At 68.2% G+C, this 18,300-nt stretch carries 18 protein-coding genes; 15 read left to right on the top strand and 3 right to left on the bottom strand.

Annotated elements, in window-relative coordinates; translation table 11 throughout:
• Positions 1-35 precede the first annotated feature (35 nt).
• The 7 genes from V0Z78_RS02910 to V0Z78_RS02940 all read left to right on the top strand — a co-directional run bounded on the left by V0Z78_RS02910 (position 36) and on the right by V0Z78_RS02940 (position 7,668).
• Entirely contained in the window at positions 36-1,394 is a 1,359-nt protein-coding gene (locus V0Z78_RS02910) for an ethanolamine ammonia-lyase subunit EutB (RefSeq protein ID WP_336343122.1), read from the top strand.
• On the top strand, positions 1,391-2,137 hold the full coding sequence (gene eutC / locus V0Z78_RS02915) for an ethanolamine ammonia-lyase subunit EutC (protein ID WP_336343123.1): 747 nt from the start codon (positions 1,391-1,393) through the stop codon (positions 2,135-2,137). Before V0Z78_RS02910 ends, eutC begins: the two co-directional genes overlap by 4 nt.
• Complete coding sequence (locus V0Z78_RS02920; RefSeq protein WP_336343124.1) at positions 2,121-3,548, top strand: ethanolamine ammonia-lyase reactivating factor EutA; 1,428 nt, start codon at positions 2,121-2,123, stop codon at positions 3,546-3,548. The genes eutC and V0Z78_RS02920 overlap by 17 nt, the downstream gene beginning before the upstream one ends.
• A gap of 96 nt (positions 3,549-3,644) precedes the next feature.
• Positions 3,645-4,667 (top strand): Bug family tripartite tricarboxylate transporter substrate binding protein, encoded by a 1,023-nt coding sequence (locus V0Z78_RS02925; RefSeq protein ID WP_336343125.1) that lies wholly within the window; start codon positions 3,645-3,647, stop codon positions 4,665-4,667.
• Between the two features lie 9 nt (positions 4,668-4,676).
• Entirely contained in the window at positions 4,677-5,174 is a 498-nt protein-coding gene (locus V0Z78_RS02930; RefSeq protein ID WP_336343126.1) for a tripartite tricarboxylate transporter TctB family protein, read from the top strand.
• 64 nt (positions 5,175-5,238) lie between these two features.
• The gene (locus V0Z78_RS02935; RefSeq protein WP_409338719.1) at positions 5,239-6,666 is read left to right on the top strand and encodes a tripartite tricarboxylate transporter permease; all 1,428 of its coding nucleotides are present in this window, start codon (positions 5,239-5,241) and stop codon (positions 6,664-6,666) included.
• Between the two features lie 51 nt (positions 6,667-6,717).
• Complete coding sequence (locus tag V0Z78_RS02940; protein WP_336343128.1) at positions 6,718-7,668, top strand: C-terminal binding protein; 951 nt, start codon at positions 6,718-6,720, stop codon at positions 7,666-7,668.
• A gap of 199 nt (positions 7,669-7,867) precedes the next feature.
• On the opposite strand, the gene V0Z78_RS02945 is transcribed toward V0Z78_RS02940, so the two are convergent.
• Positions 7,868-8,647 carry a helix-turn-helix transcriptional regulator gene (locus V0Z78_RS02945; RefSeq protein ID WP_336343129.1) on the bottom strand — a complete coding sequence of 260 codons (780 nt, stop codon included), beginning with the start codon at positions 8,645-8,647 and terminating at the stop codon, positions 7,868-7,870.
• A 253-nt stretch (positions 8,648-8,900) separates the two neighbouring features.
• Here V0Z78_RS02945 and V0Z78_RS02950 point away from each other — a divergent pair, with 253 nt between their 5' ends.
• The gene (locus tag V0Z78_RS02950; protein ID WP_336343130.1) at positions 8,901-10,244 is read left to right on the top strand and encodes an ATP-binding protein; all 1,344 of its coding nucleotides are present in this window, start codon (positions 8,901-8,903) and stop codon (positions 10,242-10,244) included.
• Between the two features lie 19 nt (positions 10,245-10,263).
• Here the strand turns inward: V0Z78_RS02950 and V0Z78_RS02955 are convergent, their stop codons facing one another.
• Complete coding sequence (locus V0Z78_RS02955; RefSeq protein WP_336343131.1) at positions 10,264-11,070, bottom strand: methyltransferase domain-containing protein; 807 nt, start codon at positions 11,068-11,070, stop codon at positions 10,264-10,266.
• Between the two features lie 87 nt (positions 11,071-11,157).
• Here V0Z78_RS02955 and V0Z78_RS02960 point away from each other — a divergent pair, with 87 nt between their 5' ends.
• From V0Z78_RS02960 to V0Z78_RS02990, 7 genes are all read left to right on the top strand, one after another.
• Positions 11,158-11,982, top strand: coding sequence for an MBL fold metallo-hydrolase (locus V0Z78_RS02960; RefSeq protein ID WP_336343132.1), 825 nt, complete (start codon positions 11,158-11,160; stop codon positions 11,980-11,982).
• Positions 11,983-12,157: 175 nt separating this feature from the next.
• Positions 12,158-12,838: a twin-arginine translocation signal domain-containing protein gene (locus tag V0Z78_RS02965; RefSeq protein ID WP_336343133.1), complete on the top strand. Its 681-nt coding sequence runs from the start codon at positions 12,158-12,160 to the stop codon at positions 12,836-12,838.
• A gap of 112 nt (positions 12,839-12,950) precedes the next feature.
• Positions 12,951-13,073: a hypothetical protein gene (locus V0Z78_RS02970; protein WP_336343134.1), complete on the top strand. Its 123-nt coding sequence runs from the start codon at positions 12,951-12,953 to the stop codon at positions 13,071-13,073.
• Positions 13,074-13,135: 62 nt separating this feature from the next.
• Positions 13,136-14,293, top strand: coding sequence for an ABC transporter substrate-binding protein (locus V0Z78_RS02975; RefSeq protein ID WP_336343135.1), 1,158 nt, complete (start codon positions 13,136-13,138; stop codon positions 14,291-14,293).
• Entirely contained in the window at positions 14,290-15,024 is a 735-nt protein-coding gene (locus V0Z78_RS02980; RefSeq protein ID WP_336343136.1) for a DUF7260 family protein, read from the top strand. The genes V0Z78_RS02975 and V0Z78_RS02980 overlap by 4 nt, the downstream gene beginning before the upstream one ends.
• Positions 15,025-15,269: 245 nt before the next feature.
• Positions 15,270-16,406 carry a FecCD family ABC transporter permease gene (locus V0Z78_RS02985; protein ID WP_336343137.1) on the top strand — a complete coding sequence of 379 codons (1,137 nt, stop codon included), beginning with the start codon at positions 15,270-15,272 and terminating at the stop codon, positions 16,404-16,406.
• Positions 16,406-17,284 carry an ABC transporter ATP-binding protein gene (locus tag V0Z78_RS02990; protein WP_336343138.1) on the top strand — a complete coding sequence of 293 codons (879 nt, stop codon included), beginning with the start codon at positions 16,406-16,408 and terminating at the stop codon, positions 17,282-17,284. Before V0Z78_RS02985 ends, V0Z78_RS02990 begins: the two co-directional genes overlap by 1 nt.
• Here V0Z78_RS02990 and V0Z78_RS02995 read toward each other — a convergent pair.
• A complete protein-coding gene (locus V0Z78_RS02995; protein ID WP_336343139.1) occupies positions 17,281-18,231 on the bottom strand; it encodes a DUF5787 family protein in 951 nt (316 codons plus the stop codon). The two genes, V0Z78_RS02990 and V0Z78_RS02995, sit on opposite strands and share 4 nt — an antisense overlap.
• Between the last annotated feature and the right edge of the window lie 69 nt (positions 18,232-18,300).

Consider the following 18,300-nt stretch of genomic DNA (forward strand, 5'->3'; position numbering starts at 1 on the left):
GGTGAAGTGCACGCCTCGCCTACCCCTCGGGCGAGATGTCGACAGAGCCGATTTCGAAGGGAACGGGGGAGTTCGACTCGCTTCGAGCGGTGTTGGCGAAGGCGAACGAGCGAAAGACCGGCGACGAACTCGCTGGAATCGCGGCGGACTCCGACGCCGAACGAGTCGCCGCCAAACGCGCGCTCGCCGGAACCACCCTCGAGACGCTCCGGGAGAACCCGGTCGTCCCCTACGAGGAGGACGAGGTGACCCGCGTCATCCAGGACGCGGTCCGCGAACCGGTCTACGAGCGCATCAAGGAGTGGACCGTCTCCGACCTCCGGGAGTTCCTGTTGAGTGCGACCGATCGCGAGATCCGCGCGATCCGTGCGGGGCTCACCAGCGAGATGATCGCCGCGGTGACGAAGCTGATGTCGGCGATGGACCTCGTGCTCGCGACCTCGCGCATGACGGTCACGGCACGGTGTAACGCCATGGTCGGCGAGCAAGGGACGCTCTCGTTTCGCCTCCAGCCCAACGACCCGTCCGACGACGTCGACCGGATCCTCGACGGCGTCCGCGAGGGGCTCTCCTACGGCGTCGGCGACGCGGTGATCGGGATCAACCCCGTCGAGGACGGCGTCGCGACGACGACCCGGATTCTGGAGGCGACCCACGAGTTCATCGAGGCACACGACGTGCCGACGCAGAACTGCTGTCTCGCACACGTCAGTACCCAGCTCGACGCGATCCGGGAGGGTGCGCCCGCCGATCTGCTCTTTCAGAGCCTCGCGGGCACCGAGACCGGAAACGACGAGTTCGGCGTCGACGTCGCGCTGCTCGACGAGGCCCACGAGGTCGCCCAGCGCCACTGTACCTCGTCGGGACCGAACGTCACCTACTTCGAGACCGGCCAGGGCTCGGAGCTCTCGGGCGACGCCCACCACGGCGTCGATCAGCTCACCCTCGAGGCGCGCTGTTACGGCCTCGCGAAACGCTACGACCCGTTTCTCGTCAACACGGTCGTCGGGTTCATCGGCCCCGAGTACCTCTACGACGGCAAGCAGGTGATCCGCGCCGGCCTCGAGGACGTGTTCATGGGGACGCTCCACGGAATTCCGATGGGGATCGACGCATGCTACACCAACCACATCCAGGCCGATCAGGACGACGTCGAGGCGCTCTCGATGCTGCTGAGCGCGGCGGGGGCGAACTTCTTCATCACCGTCCCGATGGGCGACGACGTGATGCTCAACTACCAGTCCAACAGCTACCACGACGCCGCGGCGCTCCGGGAGCTGTTCGATCTGCGCCCGGCGCCCGCGTTCGAGACGTGGCTCGAGGAGCGTGGCTTCCTCGAGGACGGCCGGCTGACCGATCGGGCGGGCGACCCGACGGTCCTCGCGGGACCATGAGCGAACAGCGGGCGCCGGACGATGAGGACGACGCACTCGAACGGATCGCGTCGCGCTCGCCCGCTCGTCTCGGCGTCGGCCGCGCGGGTCCCCGACCGCGGACCGAGACACTGCTCGAGTTCCGCGAGGACCACGCGACCGCCCGCGACGCCGTGCTCACGCGGGTCGATGACGCGCTGCTCGAGGAACTCGGCCTCGTTCGGGTGCGAAGTCTCGCAAGCGACAAGGAGGAGTTCCTCGCACGGCCGGATCGCGGCCGCGAGATCTCCCCGGAGACCGCCGAAACCCTGCGTGAGTGCTGCGAGCACGACCCGCAGGTGCAGATCGTCGTCAGCGACGGGCTCAGCTCCACCGCGGTCGAGGCGAACCTCCCCGACCTGCTCCCCGTCCTGCTTGAGGAGCTCGGGGATGGAGAGCTCGACGTCGGCACGCCGGTGTTCGTCGAGTACGGCCGCGTCGACGTGATGGACGCGATCGGCGAGGAGCTCGGCGCCGAGAGCTGCGTGATCCTGATCGGCGAGCGTCCCGGGCTGGCGACCGCCGAGAGCCTGAGCGCCTACTTCGTCTACGGCCCCGAGCGGGGGACGCCCACCTCGCGAAAGTCGGTCGTCTCCAACGTCCACCCCGGCGGGCTCCCGCCGGTCGAGGCCGGCGCACAGATCGCCGACCTGCTCGCGGAGATGTGCGAGAAACGCGCGAGCGGGCTCGAACTGCGCGAGGACGACCGTGAGTTCGCCACCTGAGACGTCCGAGACGCTGACGAGCGTCGGGATCGACGTCGGAACGACCACGACGCAGGTCGTCGTGAGCGACCTCAGGGTTCGGACGACCGGCGCCGGCGGCGCGGCCCGCCCCGAGATCGTCGAGCGGACGGTCCGCCACCGGGGCGCGATCCACGGGACGCCGCTCTCGAGTCCGGAGACGGTCGACGTCGAGGCCGTCGCCGCCCTCGTCGAGGGCGAACTCGAGGCGGCCGGACTGAGTTCGAGAGGGATCGACACTGGCGCGGTGATCGTCACCGGCGAGGCGGCGCGCAAGCGAAACGCCGAGGCGCTCGCGAACCGGCTCGCCGACGGGAGCGGCGACTTCGTCGCCGCGAGCGCGGGCGCAGCTCTGGAAGCGATCCTCGCCGGGCGGGGCTCGGGCGCCGCCGCGCGAGCCGAGGAACGCGGTGAGACGGTCGCGAACGCGGACGTCGGCGGCGCGACGACGAACGTCGCGATCTTCGAGGGCGGGGCGGTCCGCGAGACGCGCTGTCTCGACGTCGGCGGGCGACTCCTCACGCTCGAGGCGGGGGTCGTGACCGACCTCACGGAGCCCGCCCGCCGGCTCTGTGAGGCGATCGGACTCCCGATCGAACCCGGCGACGAACCCTCGGCCGACGAGCTTCGAACGCTTGCCGGCGCGATGGCCGATCGGATCGTCGACTCTCTCGTCGGCCCGCCGTACGACGCGCTTACCCGCGAGCTCGCGATCGGGATGCTGCCCGACGAACCCGTCGAGTACGACGCGGTGGTCTTCACCGGCGGCGTCGGGCGGCTGTTCGACGCCGATGTCGACTCCGGGGAGTACGGTGACGTCGGCCCCCTGCTCGCGTCGGCGCTCTCGGATCGGATCGCCGATTCGGGGCTCCCCGTCAGACGGCTCGCGGAGGACATCCGGGCGACGGTCGTCGGTGCGGGCAGCCACGCGACGACGCTCAGCGGGCGGACCGTCCGCTTCGATCCCGATCGGCTCCCCCTTCGCGACCTGCCGGTCGTCTCTGCGGGCGACTGTTCGGAACTCGAGGATGGCGCGCTCGAAGCACGTTTCGAGGCCGCCGCTCGGTCGGCTGCCGAACGCCACCCGGGGACGGCGTACGCGCTCGCGATCGACGACGTGGGATCGCTCTCGTACGACCGATTGGGCGCGCTCGCCGACGCGCTCGTGCGCGTCGTGGACGACGCGATGCCGGCGGTGCTCCTGACGCGTCAGAACTGCGCGAAGGCGCTCGGCGGCGCGGTCGCCCGTCGCCTCGACGCCCCCGGACCGATCGCGATCGACGAGGTCGGCGCGGCGGACGGCGACTACCTCGACGTCGGCGAGCCGATCTCGGGCGGGGAGGCCCTCCCGGTCGTCGTCAAGACGCTCGCGTTCGGCGCATCGTCACGGTGAGTCGTCGAGGCGGATATCGCCGGTCGTAGTGATTTCGTGCCGGCTCGTTCGACGGAGGAGCAACGATTATAATCCGGGATACAGAATCCCGGATCGATGTCGAGAACCGACAACGTATCTCACGGACGTATCGGTCGACGCGCGTATCTATCCGGACTCGGAGCCGCGGGGATCGGGACGTTCGCCGGCTGTGTTGGCGACCTGGAGGGCGACGAAGAGGAGTTTCCCGCACAGGACATCGAGATGATCTGCCCGTGGGACGCCGGCGGGGGGACCGACCAGACAGGCCGGCAGCTGGCGGATCTCGGGGAGGACCACCTCGACACGTCGTTGTACGTGAGCAACCAGACGGGCGGGAGCGGTAGCGTTGGCTTCAACGAGATCGCGAACGCCGAACCGGACGGCCACACCGTCGGCGTCACCACCGTCGAGATCTGTACGATCTCCCATCTCGGGATCGCCGAGGTCAACCACGAGGACCTCGACGCCGTAATGCAGTACAACTTCGATCCCGCCTCGCTCACCGTCCACGAGGACGCACCGTACGGCAGCCTCGAGGAGTTCGTCGACTACGCCGAGGAGAACCCCGGCGAGATCAGCGTCTCGAACTCCGGCACCGGCGCGATCTGGCACCTCTCCGCGGCGGGGTTCGCCCAGGAGGCGGGCATCGAACTCGATCACGTCGGCTACGACGGCGGCGAACCCGCCACGCAGGCGGTCGTCAGCGGCGAGGTGCAGGCGACGACCGCCAGCGCCGCCGAGGTCGCCCCGCAGGTCCAGGACGGTCCCCTCGAGATCCTCTCGGTGTTCGGTGAGGAGCCGGTGAACATCTTCCCCGACGTCCCGACGCTCCCCGATCAGGGCTACGACTTCGTGATGGGCGCGTGGCGCGGGCTGACGGTCCCGTCGGGAACGTCGGAGGACCGGATCGGAACCCTCGAGGACGCCTTCACCCAGGTCTACGAATCCGAGGAGTTCCAGTCGTTCATGGAGGAGCGCGGGTTCGGGCTGGTCTACCGCGACGCCGAGGAGTTCGGCGAGTTCATGGACTCGGAGTACGACCGCTTCGGCGAGGTCATCGACGAACTCGGGTTGGCCGGCAGCGAGGGTGACGGGTAGCGACTCCGAATGGTTCGTCGACTCCCACATTCGGATCTGATCGCCGCCGGGGCGTTGCTCGCGCTTTCTGCGGGCGTCTTCGCCGTTAGCGCCGGCTTTCCCGGCGGCCGGAGCGGCGATCCCGGCCCGGCGTTCTTTCCGCGGCTCGTCGTCGGCTCGATCGCGCTGCTCGCGGTGGTTCAGGCGGTCCAGTACGCCCGAAGCGACCGTCGAACGGTCCACGAGATCGACGCCGCCACGACCCGGCGGGTCGCGCTCGTGGCGGCGTTTCCGGTGGTGTACGTGTTCGTCATGCCGTTCGTCGGCTTCCTACTCACGACGATCGGCTTCCTCGCGGCGTTCATGTGGTACTCCGGAGCGCGATCGATCCCGGCCATAACGGGGGGTTCCGTCGGCGTCACGTTGGTGTTGCACTACGTCTTCGCGGAGTTCTTTCGCGTTCCGCTTCCGGAGGGGATCGTTCCGATCGCCCGGCTGTTGCCGTCGCTCTGGATCGGGGTGATCTGACGTGGGGGTCGTCGACTTCTTCGCCGCGGGCGCGCAGCTGGTGTTCGAACCGGTCGCGCTCGCGATGATCGTGATCGGCGTCGTCGTCGGACTAACGATGGGGTCGCTTCCGGGCATGACCGCCACGATGACCGTCGCCGTGCTCGTCTCGTTCACCTTCGGGATGGAGCCCGCCCAGGGGATGATGCTGCTTTTGGGCATCTACGGCGGCGCGCTGTACGCGGGGTCGATCCCCGCGATCCTCATTCGCACGCCCGGCACTCCGAGCGCCGCCGCGACGGTGTTCGACGGCTTCCCGCTGGCCGAGCAGGGAAAGGCAGGCCGCGCGATCGGCATCGCCACCGTAGCGTCGTTCGTCGGCGGCGCGATGAGCGTGGTGTTCCTCGCGCTGCTCGCGCCCCAGATCGCCACCGTCGCGCTCGCCTTCGGATCACCGGAGTACTTCGCGCTCGCGGTCTTCGGACTGACGATCATCGCGAGCATCAGCGGCGATTCGGTCGTAAAGGGGCTGCTCTCGGGGCTGCTCGGCATGTTGCTCGCGACGGTCGGACTCGACCCGAACCTCGGTTTCCCGCGCTTCTCGCTCGGATTCGAGGCGCTCACCGCCGGGATCCAGTTCATCGCCGTGATGATCGGACTGTTCGGCATCGCCGAGGGGTTGAATCGCTACCGTGCGGGCATCGAGACGACCGAGGTCGAACAGGACCTCACGAGCGTGCTCCCGACGCTCGAGGACCTGAAGAACATCCGCAACGTCACGCTCGGATCGGGACTCGCGGGCACGTTCATCGGCTCGATCCCGGGTGCGGGCGGCGACATCGCCTCGTTCGTCACCTACAGCGAGGCCAAACGCTGGGCGAGCGACGCCACTCCGCCCTTCGGCGAGGGGAACGTCCTCGGGGTGGCTGCGGCCGAATCGGGTAACAACGCGAGCACCGGTGGCGCGCTCATTCCGACGCTCACGTTGGGGATCCCCGGCGACTCGGTGACCGCGATCCTGATCGGGGCGTTGTTGGTTCACGGCCTCCAGCCCGGCCCGGGGCTGTTCCGCGACGAACCCGGACTGGTGTACGCGATCTTCATCGGCTTCTTCCTCGTCTACGTGCTGATCCTCGTCTTCGGGTTGATCGGCGCGCGCTACTGGGCGCGGCTGATCGACTTTCCCGCGATGTACCTCTGGCCGTGTATCTTCGTCCTCTGTGTCGTCGGCGCGATCGCCCTTCGAGGAAACCTGCTCGACGTCTGGGTGATGCTCGGCGCAGGCGTGTTAGGATATCTCATGCGAATGGACGACTACCCCCTCGCGCCGATGGTGCTCGGGCTCATCCTCGCGCCGATCGCCGAGTCGAACCTCCGCCGGTCGCTACAGATCTCCAACGGCTCGCTCGACGTCATCTACACGAGCCCCCTCGCGATGGTGATACTCGCCCTCGCCGTCCTCTCGCTGTTCTCGCCGTTCGTCCGGGAGCTCGTCGGCCGCTACCGGGCGTGAGGCCTCGGACGACGTGAAGGTTTTTCCACGTCCCCTCCGTCGATCGACGCGATGCGAGTCGTCGTCACCGACTACAACTTCGAGGACCTGGGGATCGAGCGCGAGGTGCTCGAGTCGATCGGCGCGGAGGTCGTCGGCGCGGACGCCGAAAGCGAGGCGGAGGTCCGCGAGGCCGTCGAGGGCGCCGACGCACTGTTGAACCAGTACGCTCCGGTCGGTCCCCCCGTCTTCGACGCCGCTCCCGACCTGCGGGCGGTCGGCCGGTACGGCGTCGGCGTCGACACCGTCGATCTCGACGCCGCGACCGACCACGGGGTGTGGGTCCTCAACGTTCCGGACTACTGTGAGGACGAGGTCTCGACGCACGCCCTCTCGCTGCTTCTTGCCTGCGAGCGCCGGGTGGCGCGGTTCGATAGCGCGATCGAGGACGGCGAGTGGGACTGGAAGGGCGGTCGGCCGATCTACCGCCAACGCGGCCGGACCCTCGGACTCGCGGGCTTCGGGAAGATCCCCCGCCGGCTCGCGGCGAAGGCCTCGGCGCTGGGGATGGACCCCGTCGCCTACGACCCCTACGTCGACCGCGAGGAACTCGCCGACCACGGCGTCGAGAAGGTCGACTTCGAGGCGCTGCTTGAGCGCTCGGACGCGATCTCGGTCCACACGCCGCTGACCGACGAGACCCGCGGCCTGTTCGACCGCGAGGCGTTCGAGGCGATGGACGAGGAGAGCGTGATCGTCAACACCGCCCGCGGCGCGGTGATCGACGCCGAGGCGCTCGCGGACGCGCTCGAGGCTGGCGAGATCCGAGGGGCGGGCCTCGACGTCCTTCCCGAGGAACCCCCTGATGACTCGCCGCTGGTCGGTCGCGACGACGTCGTGCTCACGCCCCACGTCGGCTGGTACTCCGAGGAGTCGATCGTCGAGCTTCGACGGACGGTCGCCGAGGACGTCGCACGCGTCCTCGAGGGCGAGGAACCCGCGAACCCGGTCAACGAACTCTGAGGTCGAAGCGACCCGTCTCAGGACTCGACCGACGCGCCTCGCGCCGCCGCTGTCGTCGGATTCGGTCGTGGGTTCGCCGCTTCCCCGGGACGGCTCGAACCGCCTCGATGACCGCGAACGTGACTCGGTCTCGCCGTTCTCCCGCGGACGTCTCGAAGTTCGGTACGATCGTGGCCGACGGAGCCGCCGTTCGTCGGGTTCAGGACTCAGGAGACGTGATCTCTCCTCCGGTCTCCCGGTATCGATCGAGATGCGCCCGCGCCCACTCGGTGGCGCGATCCGCCTCCAGCGTGATCGAGCCGCGGACGTCGCCGTCGTCGTGGACGCCGATCCAGACCACCCGTTCGTCGAACAGCGCGAGCACGACGCCCAGGCCCCGTTCAGGCGGGATCCGCCGAAGCGTGGCGTTCTCCGCCGCGAGCGCGTCTCCGAGCTCGTCGTCGTAGTTCGCCCGGAGCCGATCGACGAGGGGGCCGTCGAGGAACAGTTCGACCTCGGTCCCGCCCGTGGTGATCCGCCGGTGGAGGACGGCGATCGACGAGGGGAACGCGACCGGCATGTAGCAGCGCGTTCGATCGTGGGTCTCGATCAGCTCCTCGAACCGGTCGAGCGGTTCGTGAGGGATGGGTCGTTCGGCGAGGACGACCTCCGCGCCGTCGAGGACCTCCGGTTCGATTTCGAACCCCGCCGGGAGTAGAACCAGGAGCTCGCGGGCGCGATCGAGCGTCTCGAACCGATCCACGAGCCGACGGAACTCCGCGTAGGCGAGTTCGCCGAACAGCGTCAGCGCGTACCCCTCGTCGGTTCGCTCGAGGACGTCGGCCGATTCGAGCTCGCGAACCGCACGGTCGACCGTGGCTCGGGAGACGTCGAGCCGCTCGGTGAGCTCTCGTTTCTCGACGATTCCCTCCCCGACGCGCTCGATCAGCTCCGTGCGCCGAAGGAGCTTCTCGAGGAGGGTTCGTTCGGAGCTACTCATGGAGGCGATTGAATCCCCATCCGCAAAAGTCTATTCCTTGACATTTGTCTCCCAACCGAAATCCGGGACGTCTACGGAGCCCCGAATCACGTCCTCAGATGAACTATTTACCTTTCAGGATGACTAAATCATCCATGACATGTCTCTCAGTTTTGTTTTTAGTCCTACTGTTTCAAGCATCACCGTGCGGGATCGCGAATCGGGCGGGACGGGTCGACGGCGTTAATATTCTGGGACCGTAACGCTAGTGGGAATGAGTGATTCGGCGCTTTCGGTGGTCGAGTTCTTGCTGACGGCTCGCGTCTACAGCGACGACCAGCGCTTCGACGAGAACGACCTACCGTCGTCCTACCGAAAGGTGTTCTGGGAGGGCGGCTCGATTGATCGCCCGCTCTCGGTGACCGAGAAGGGTGCCCGTGAGGCGACCGGGGTCGACGAGCCGTGGGCGGCGGTCTCGGACCTGATGTTCACCCAGCGAGAGGAGTTCTCGGGCTCGATCTCGCTCAACCAGCCCGAGATGGCCACCGAGTGGTTCGCGACCCGGACCGACGAAGAACGCCTGGCACACAACCCGACGCTGGCGGCGTACTTCGAGGACGGGGAGTTCGACGTCGAGGCCGACTACGAGGCTGCCCGCGAGAACGTCAGGCCGATCCAGGCCGATCGGATGTGGATCGACAACCTGCTCGAGACCTACTTCGACGCCGACGACGAGGAGGAGGCGGAGATGCTCGATCTCGTCGACATCCGCGCGCCCGAGGAGATCGAGACCACGCTCGATGACCTCGTGCTGACGACGAACCAGGAGAGCGAAATCAACAAGATCGTCAAGGCGATCGAGCACCGCGAGTATCTCGCGCAGATCGGACTTCGGGAGATCGGCAAACTGCTGTTCGTCGGTCCGCCCGGCACCGGCAAGACGACGACGTCACGGGCGCTCGCACACGACCTCGACCTGCCGTTCGTCGAGGTGAAGCTCTCGATGATCACCTCGCAGTACCTCGGCGAGACCGCGAAGAACGTCGATAAGGTGTTCGAGGTGGCGAAACGCCTCTCGCCGTGCATCCTCTTCATCGACGAGTTCGACTTCGTCGCCAAGACCCGACGCAGCGACGAACACGCCGCGATCAAGCGCGCGGTGAACACGCTGCTCAAGAGCATCGACGAGGTGAGCCTGATCCAGGACGACGTGCTGTTGATCGGCGCGACCAACCACCCCGACCAGCTCGACGCCGCCGCCTGGCGCCGCTTCGACGAGATCGTCAACTTCCCCAAGCCCGACCACCGGATGCGTGCGGACATCTTCTCGGTGATCACCCGCGAGATGGAGATCTCGGGCTACGATCCCGAGGAGATCGCCGAACGCACCGACGGCCTCACCGGCAGCGACCTCCGGATGGTGCTTCGCGAGGCCGTCCTCGAGGCGCTCACCGAGAACCGCCGCACGCTCACCCAGCGCGACCTGCTCGACGCGATCGACGACTTCGAGGAGCGAAACACGTTGAAGGACCTCGACATGATCGAGGGCGACCACGAGGCGCTCGTCGCAGGCGGCACCGGCGGCGACCACGGTCACGACCACGATCACGACCACTGACGCGGTCACTTCTCGCGTTCTACCGCCGTTCTCGAACCGCGACGAACCGCAGTCGGCGGTAGGGCGCGACCCACTCTCCGTCCCGAAAGTACCTCCCGCGCAGCATCCCTTCGACCTCGTCGAGTATCTCGTCGCGCTCCGTCTCGGACACCGGTTCGAGGAACTCCGTCGCGAACATTCCGATCCAGTTTCGGAGGCCGGCCTCGCCGTCGTCGAGCGCCGTCGGCCGGTCGAACAGCGTCGCGTAGCGAACCTCGAACCCCGCGGACTCCAGGCGCGGGGCGTACTCGCCGACGCTCGGGAAGTACCACGGCGACTCGACGTCGTAGCCCCGCTCGGCGCACGCCGATCGGATGGCGTCAGCGAACGGCTCGACGTTGCCGGCGCCGCCGAGTTCCGCGACGAACCGGCCGCCGGGTCGCAGCGCGTCGTGAACCGACGAGAGGGTCGCGTCGTGATCCGGTTCGGGGATCCAGTGGAGCGCCGCGTTCGAGAAGGCGGCGTCGAACGGCTCGTCGAACTCGGAGGCGAACGATCGTGCGTCGGCACGAACGAACCGCCGGTCGGGGTAGCTCTCCCGAGCGCGTTCGATCATCTCGGCGGAGGCGTCGAGCCCGACGGCGTCCGCGCCCCGCTCGGCGATGGCCTCGGTGAGGTGGCCGGTGCCACAGCCGATATCGAGGATCCGCTCTCCTTCCGCGGGGTCGAGTAGATCGACGACGCCCTCGCCGTACTCGTAGACGAACGAGTGGTCGTCGTCGTAGGCGTCCGCGCTCCACCCGCGATCCGCGCGTTCCTCGCGGTTTCCGTTCGAGTCCGTGCCCATCGTCCGGAATTGTCCGGCCGACCGGTTAGCCGTTGTGCCGACCGCGAACGGAGCATCTATTGTCCCGACGTACGAGGCTCGAACCGAATGCGGATCACGCTCCTGGGCACCGGCGACACGACGGGGACGCCGACGCCGGGCTGTGACTGCGAGACCTGCGAGCGCGCCCGCGAGCGCGGCGTCGAGCGCAGCCGGTTCTCGGTCCACGTCGGAAACGAGCGGACGGGCGAGTCGCTGCTGGTCGACGCCAGCCCCGACTTCCGCCACCAGTTTCTCACGGAAGGGGTCCCGCTGCCCGACGCGACGGTGATCAGCCACGTCCACTTCGACCATCTCGACGGGCTGGGCAACGCCTACCGGCTGTTCGACGACCTGCCGGTCCACGCTGCCGACGAGGTCGACCCCGTGACGGAAGAGAGCGTCGCCGACACGATCCGCGATAAGTACGCCTACCTCGATCGGATCACCGTCCACGATCGCACGCCGTTCGAGCCGTTTCGGACCTGCGGGCTCGACGTGACGCTCGTCCCGGTCGATCACCCGCCGATGATCTGTTACGGCCTCGCGATCGAGGACCCCGAGACGGGTGCGAAGCTCTCGCTGACCGGCGATACGAGCTACGACGTCCCCGAACGCTCGCGGGAGGCGCTCGCCGATCCCGATCTGTTGTTGGCGGACGCGATCGCCCCCGCCTCGCTCTGTGAGCACCACCCCGTCGGCGGCAGCCACCACGATTCGGCGGGCGTTCCACGTACCTTCGGAACCAAGCACATGACGCGCGAGGGGGCGCTCTCGCTGGCCGATCGGCTGAACGCCGATCGCACCCGGCTGGTCCACCTGTCGCATTTCTATCCGGTCGAGGAGGCCTTCGAGGAGCCGCTGGCGATCGACGGGGAGCGCTACCGGCTCTGAGTCCTCGGAAACGGACACGCCCTCCCTTATCCGGATTGACGCCGATCGAACCGATTCCCGGCTCGATCGGTACGAGGATCACCTCGATCGCTACGCTGCGGGCACCTCTCGGGATGCGAGCGGTCGTAGTTGCAGCGTCAACCCTTTTCGACGGTGATGTCGTACCTCGGGGACGATGGATCGGAGGGACTTCCTCAGAACCGCCGGAGCCACGGCGGTCGCCGCCGGCGCCGCGGGCTGTTCGACCTCGGACTCCGGGACCGACGCCGACGGGGACGGCAAGTACCCCTATCCCTCGATTCCGAAGCGCGCGCTCGATGGCTGGACGCTCTCTGACAGGCGCGCCGAGGACGAACGTCGCTGGTTCGGAGGCGTGGGGCTCGATCAGCACACCCGAACGGAGGTCTACGAGTTCTCGCGGCTCTCCGAGGAGGTGGCGGAGAAGACGCTCGAGCAGTTCGAGGGCGACCTCGGGGCGTTCTTCGCGTCACGGGTGACGTTCGAGGGCTACGCCTCGTATCTGGCCGACGCCGAGCGGGTCGCGGACGAGGGTCTCGAGGAGATGACTGCGGAGATGGAGACGATGGGGATCACGGACGTGCGAGGGACCGATCCGAGCGATCCGCGGCCGGCCGTGGCCGACGGGCAGGCGTTCAGGGAGGTGATCGGGACGTATTCGGTCGAGAACCTCTCGCTCGAGACGGAGCTCCCGGGAGATGCCCGACAGACGTTCGAGGTCGAGGGCGGGGAGGTGTCCTCCGGGGCTTTCTTGCCGCCTGGAAGCCCGGCCGGCGGACGGCGTACGTCGCAGGCGGTGCGTACCCCGACGGCGACTTCGCGCGCGAGTCCGCGGTGAGCGTCACCGGCGACGGACGGGGGGACGGCATCGACGTGACGGTGAACGTCGACCTCAACCTCGAGCCCGAGGCGTACCGCACGGAGCTCGTCGATCTCGTCGAGCGCGTGGAGTGACCCGTCATCGACCCGATCGCGGCGACGGGGTGGTGAAGGAGACGTTCCACGGCCGGTTCGAGTTCGCCACCCTCCAGGCGACGCCGTGGACGCAGTCGTGTTTCCCTGAGAGCTATTGATAATGGTTTAGGCTCGCCGAAAAACGGAAAGGCCTTTATGCCTTTAGGCGAGCCTAAATCCCATGGCACACGGTTCGCAAGGGAGGCTGACGCGACGAAACGTACTGGTATCGGGCGGGTCGGCACTGGGGCTCTCGCTCGCCGGGTGTACCGGCGGCGGCTCCGAGGGGAACGAGGACGCCGGGACCGACGGCGGCGGGGACGGGGGAGACGGAGGGAATGGTGGCGACGGTGGGCCGTACACCGTCTCGATGGAGCCGGTCGGCGAGGTCGAGTTCGAGTCGGTTCCCGAGACGTGGATCGCCAACAACGGCAGCTGGGCGGACATGGGGGTCGCCCTCGGCTACGAGCCGCCCGAGGCCCTCTGGCTCACTGGCCGCTACCACACCCAGTATTACGACGAGATCCCGGACGTCTCGGTGGACACAAGCGGGATGACGGACCTCTTTCAGGACGGCGTGAGCAAGGAGCTGTTCTACGAACTCGACGCGGACGTTCACGTCATCGACCCCAACTTCCTCCTCAACCGTTACGAGGGTTGGGAGCAGGCTGACGTCGACGAGATCACCGAGAACGTCGGCCCCTTCTTCGGCAACAGCATCTTCTCGCGAGGGTACGAGTGGCACGGCTATCGGTACTACACGCTCTACGAGGCCTTCGAGAAGCTCTCACAGGTCTTCCAGCGAGAGGAGCGCTACGAGGCCTTCGACGAGCTGCACGGGGAGTTCCAGGGGCGAGTCGAGGAGGTCGTCCCCCCGGAGGAGGAGCGCCCCGAGGTGGCCGTTCTGTGGGCCGATGGCGACCAGCCGGAGTCGTTCCTGCCCTACCTGATGAACGAGGGGACGAGCTTCAAGCAGTGGCGCGACCTCGGCGTGCGCGACGCGCTCGCGAGCTTGGACGTACAGGACTTCCACAGCAGCCGCGGCCAGATCGACTACGAGACGCTGCTCGAGGTCGATCCCGACGTCTTGCTCCTTCGCGGCCAGGAGGCGAAGACCGCCTCCGAGTTCCGGGAGACCGTCGTCTCGTTCATGGAGGACCACGACGTCGCGAGCTCGCTGAGTGCCGTGGAGAACGGCGAGGTCTATCGGGGCGGCCCGCTCTATCAGGGCCCGATCACGAACCTCGTCCTCACCGAACGTGCCGCGAATCAGGTCTACGGCGTCGAGGAGGAGCTGTTCGATCGCGAGCGCGTCTCGGAGATCGTCAACGGACGATGACGACCTACGTCGGGCGAGCGCGCACGCGCGTCGAACACGAACGGGACGAGGTCGAGGCGAAACGCGGCGCCTACGATCGGTTCCGAGCCCGCATCGAGTCGATCTCGCCGCGGGCCGTCCCTGCCGACGGAGGCGCGACGCTCGTCTCCGCGGCGAGCACGACGACGGCCGGACCGATCCGCGAGGCGTTCGCCGAGACGATCGCGCCGGTCCACGAGGAGCGCCCGCTCGTGGAGGTGCTCGCGACGGAGCTCGGCGAGGGGATCGCGACCGCGCTCACCACGGACGGCGCGTCGTCGGCGATCCATCGCGCGACCCGCTCCGAGGCCGACCGACGACGCGCCGAACTCGCCGCGATGGATCGAGCGCTCGGAGCGGAGGCCGACTCGCTGGCTCGTGCGGACGACGTCGTCGAACCGATTCGCGGGTGGCTGGTCGAGACGAACGAGACACCGCTTTCCCACTGTGGGTTCGAGGAGCTTCGTGCGTACCACGAGCGTCTCGCGGGGTTCCGCGAGGACTGTGCGGCGCTGCTCTCCGATCGCCAGGAGCACTTCGGGCGGACCACGAGCGCCGACGGACGAGCCGGGCTTCGCCACCGCGACCTCGTCGCCCACCTCTACGAGGGGTTTCCGATCGACCACCCGGTGCTCGTCACGCTCGTTCGTCTCGACGAACTGTGTATGGAGTGCCAACGGACCGTCCGGGACCACCTCGTCCGTCGGGCGTAGCCTCGAAGCGCGTTCGATCGCGGCTCCGACCTCCTCTCTCGTCGCCGAGACGTCGCTCGTCCCGTTCTCCGTCCCTCGTGCCTCCGTCCGACGGTCGGTTTAGGTCTACCGAAAAGTCGAAATCGCTTTATGGGTTTGGCGCCCCCACCTTCCATGGCACGAGACGCGGCCGAGCGCGGGGGGCCGCTCGACGCGATCGACGGGACGACCCGCGAACGCGCCGGAATCCACGTGCGTGGGACACGATGAGCGGCGAATCGAGCCTGGGTTCGAGGACGGACTCGCTCCTCGGGGACCGACGCTTCGCGTGGCTGTTGGATCCGAAGCTCGTGAGCGTCGCGATCGGGAGCGTCGCGGTGGTCGTCGTCGCCGGACTGATCCAGGTGAGCTTCGGGTCCTACTCCATGACGCTCTCACAGGCGTGGGCGGCGGTGTTCAACCCCGAGGTGGTGTTGAACCGTCAGGCCTGGAGCGCCTTCCTGTTCGGCGGTGAGATGCCCGAGATGAGCCGCGAGAGCCTCATCATCTGGAACATCCGCCTCCCCAGGGTGTTCGTCGCGATCCTCGTCGGCATGAACCTCGCGGTCTCGGGAGCGATCTTCCAGGCGGTGACGCGAAACGAGCTCGCGAGCCCGTTCATCCTCGGGGTCTCCTCCGGCGCCGGACTCGCGATCCTGCTGACGCTCGTGGTCTTCGGGAGCCTGACGGCGTTCCTGCCGCTGATCGCCTCGCTCGGCGGCGCGGGCGCGTTCCTGCTCGTCTACGCCATCGCCTGGAAGGGCGGTACCTCGCCCGTACGGCTCGTTCTCGCGGGCGTCATCGTCGGCACGGTGTTCGGGAGCCTCCAGACGGCGCTGTTCTTCTTCGCCGAGGACGTCGTCGTCGTCCAATCGGCGATCGCGTGGACGACCGGCTCGCTCACGGGCACCGACTGGCAGCAGGTCCGTCTGGCGCTGCCCTGGACGCTCGTTTCGATTCCGCTCGCGGTCGCCGGCTCGCGACAGTGTAACGTCCTGCTGCTCGGCGAGCGGACCGCACGCTCACTGGGGATGTCGATCGAGCGGGTGCGATTCGCGCTCTCGGGCGTCGCCGTCCTCGCCGCCGCGGCGAGCATCGCGGTCGCGGGGATCGTCGGCTTCGTGGGGTTGATCGTCCCGCACGTGGTGCGCAACCTCGTCGGGAGCGACTACCGGAAGCTGATGGTCGGCTGTCTGTTCGTCGGCCCGGCATTGATGGTCGGCGCGGACGCCGGCGCACGCCTCGGCATGAGCGTGCTCGTCGGGACGGAGACGCAGATCCCCGTGGGGATCGTCACCGGGCTGATCGGCGGGCCGTACTTCCTGTATCTGATGCGCAGACAGCAGCACATGGGTGAGATCTGATGTCGAGAAACGCCATCGAACGCGGCGAACGACGGCGGGAGAAACGAGTCGAATCGCTCGATTCGGGGAGCACCGAGTCGACGCACGCGAGCACCCTCGCCGGCGAGGAGCTGGTCCTTCGCTACTCGGGTACCGAGGAGCCGGTCGTCGACGGCGAGTCCCTGGTCGTTCCGTCCGGCGAGGTGACGGCGCTCGTCGGACCGAACGGGTCGGGAAAGAGCACGCTCTTGAAGGGGCTTGCGAACCAGCTCTCGCCCGATTCGGGATCGGTGCTGCTCGACGGCCGTGACGTCCAGTCGCTCGGGACGAAGGAGCTCGCACGCGAGCTCGGCCTGCTCTCCCAGGAGAACGTCTCGCCGGAGTCGATCGGCGTCGAGGAGCTCGTCCACCACGGCCGGTATCCCCACCGGGGGTTCTTCGAGGGCGTGAGCGAGGAGGACGAGTGTGCGGTCCGCGACGCGCTCTCGCTCGCGGGCGTCGCCCACCTCCGCGACCGCGAGGTGAGCAGCCTGAGCGGCGGACAGCGACAGCTCGTCTGGATCGCGATGGTACTGGCCCAGGACACCGACGTCCTCCTGCTCGACGAGCCCACGACCTTCCTCGACCTGCACCACCAGCTCGAGGTGATGGAGATCGTCCGAACCCTCCGGAAGGAGCGCGAGGTCACGGTCGTGCTCGTCCTCCACGACGTCGAGCAGGCCGCCCGGTACGCAGATCACCTGATCGCGCTCAGGGACGGGACGATCCACGCTCGCGGCCCCCCCGAGGAGGTCGTCACCGAGGAGCTGCTCGCGGAGGTGTTTCGGGTGGAGGCGACCGTCGAGCAGGACGCCGAAGGCCCGCGGGTCACGCCGCACGGGCCCCTACACGAGGGTTAGAACCAATCTAAGCCGACCTGCCGTCGCCTCCGCCCCGTCGGATTCCGCACCCACGGCGTCCGGCGATCGCGCTCGGCCTCGGGGTCCACTTCGGGCGCCTCCCCGCTCTCGTACCCCGGACACGACGGGCCACACCCGCCCGGGTCGACGATCCGGTCGTAGTACGAGCAGTAGGGGACGCTCGCGCCGGCGACCTCGCCGATCGCGGCGTTCGCACACGTCGGCGGCCCGACCCGCCAGCCCCTTCCGTAGGCTCGTTCGGCGATCCGCCGGCGTTTGCGGGCCTTCGCCGCCGGCGAGACGAACGAGACGTCCGTTCGGAGGGGACGCCGCTCGCCGAGTTCGACGCCCCACCCCTCGGACGAGAGGCGGGTCGGTTCCTTGACCACCTCGCGTTCGCCGTCGACGAACCGCCAGACGCCGACCTCCTCGGGGAGCCGGTTGAGGTGGGCGCGGGTGACGTAGCTCTCCGTCGCGAGCACCACCTCGTCGACCAGCCCGAGGCTCACGTCGAAACGAAGCTGGCGCTCGAGGTCGCCCGGGTTCGAGAGGTCGGGCTTGTTCTCGATCGCCGTAATCGTCGAGAACCAGTCGGGATATCTCGTCGCTCGGCGGACGAACTCGCGTCCGTCGCGGCGCTCGCGTTCGAAGAAGCCGATCTCGACGGCGCGGTCGACGGCCTCGCGCGCCCAGTCGGGGTCGGCGTCGAGGGCGTCCCGCCAGTAGCGCGCCCGTCCGGTTCCGACGTCGGACTCGATCGCGAGTCCGGGGATCGAGTCGGCGGTGATCGCCGCCCGCTCGTCGAACTCGGGGCCGGGCTCGAGGCGGACGACGTCGAGGATCCGGCTTCCGGGGGAGCGGACCGCGCCGCCAAGCTGTCGGGCGACGATCCCACCCTCGCGCTCGAGGCGGGCACAGAGGGACAGCTCGAAGGCGAACTCGCGCACGGGTTCGGTAGGCGTTCGAGCGACAAAAGCCCGCCGTGGAGCGACAGGTCTAACCGCTCGCTTTCGAAG

This window comes from Halalkalicoccus sp. CG83 (genome assembly GCF_037081715.1).
Taxonomy (GTDB): domain Archaea; phylum Halobacteriota; class Halobacteria; order Halobacteriales; family Halalkalicoccaceae; genus Halalkalicoccus; species Halalkalicoccus ordinarius.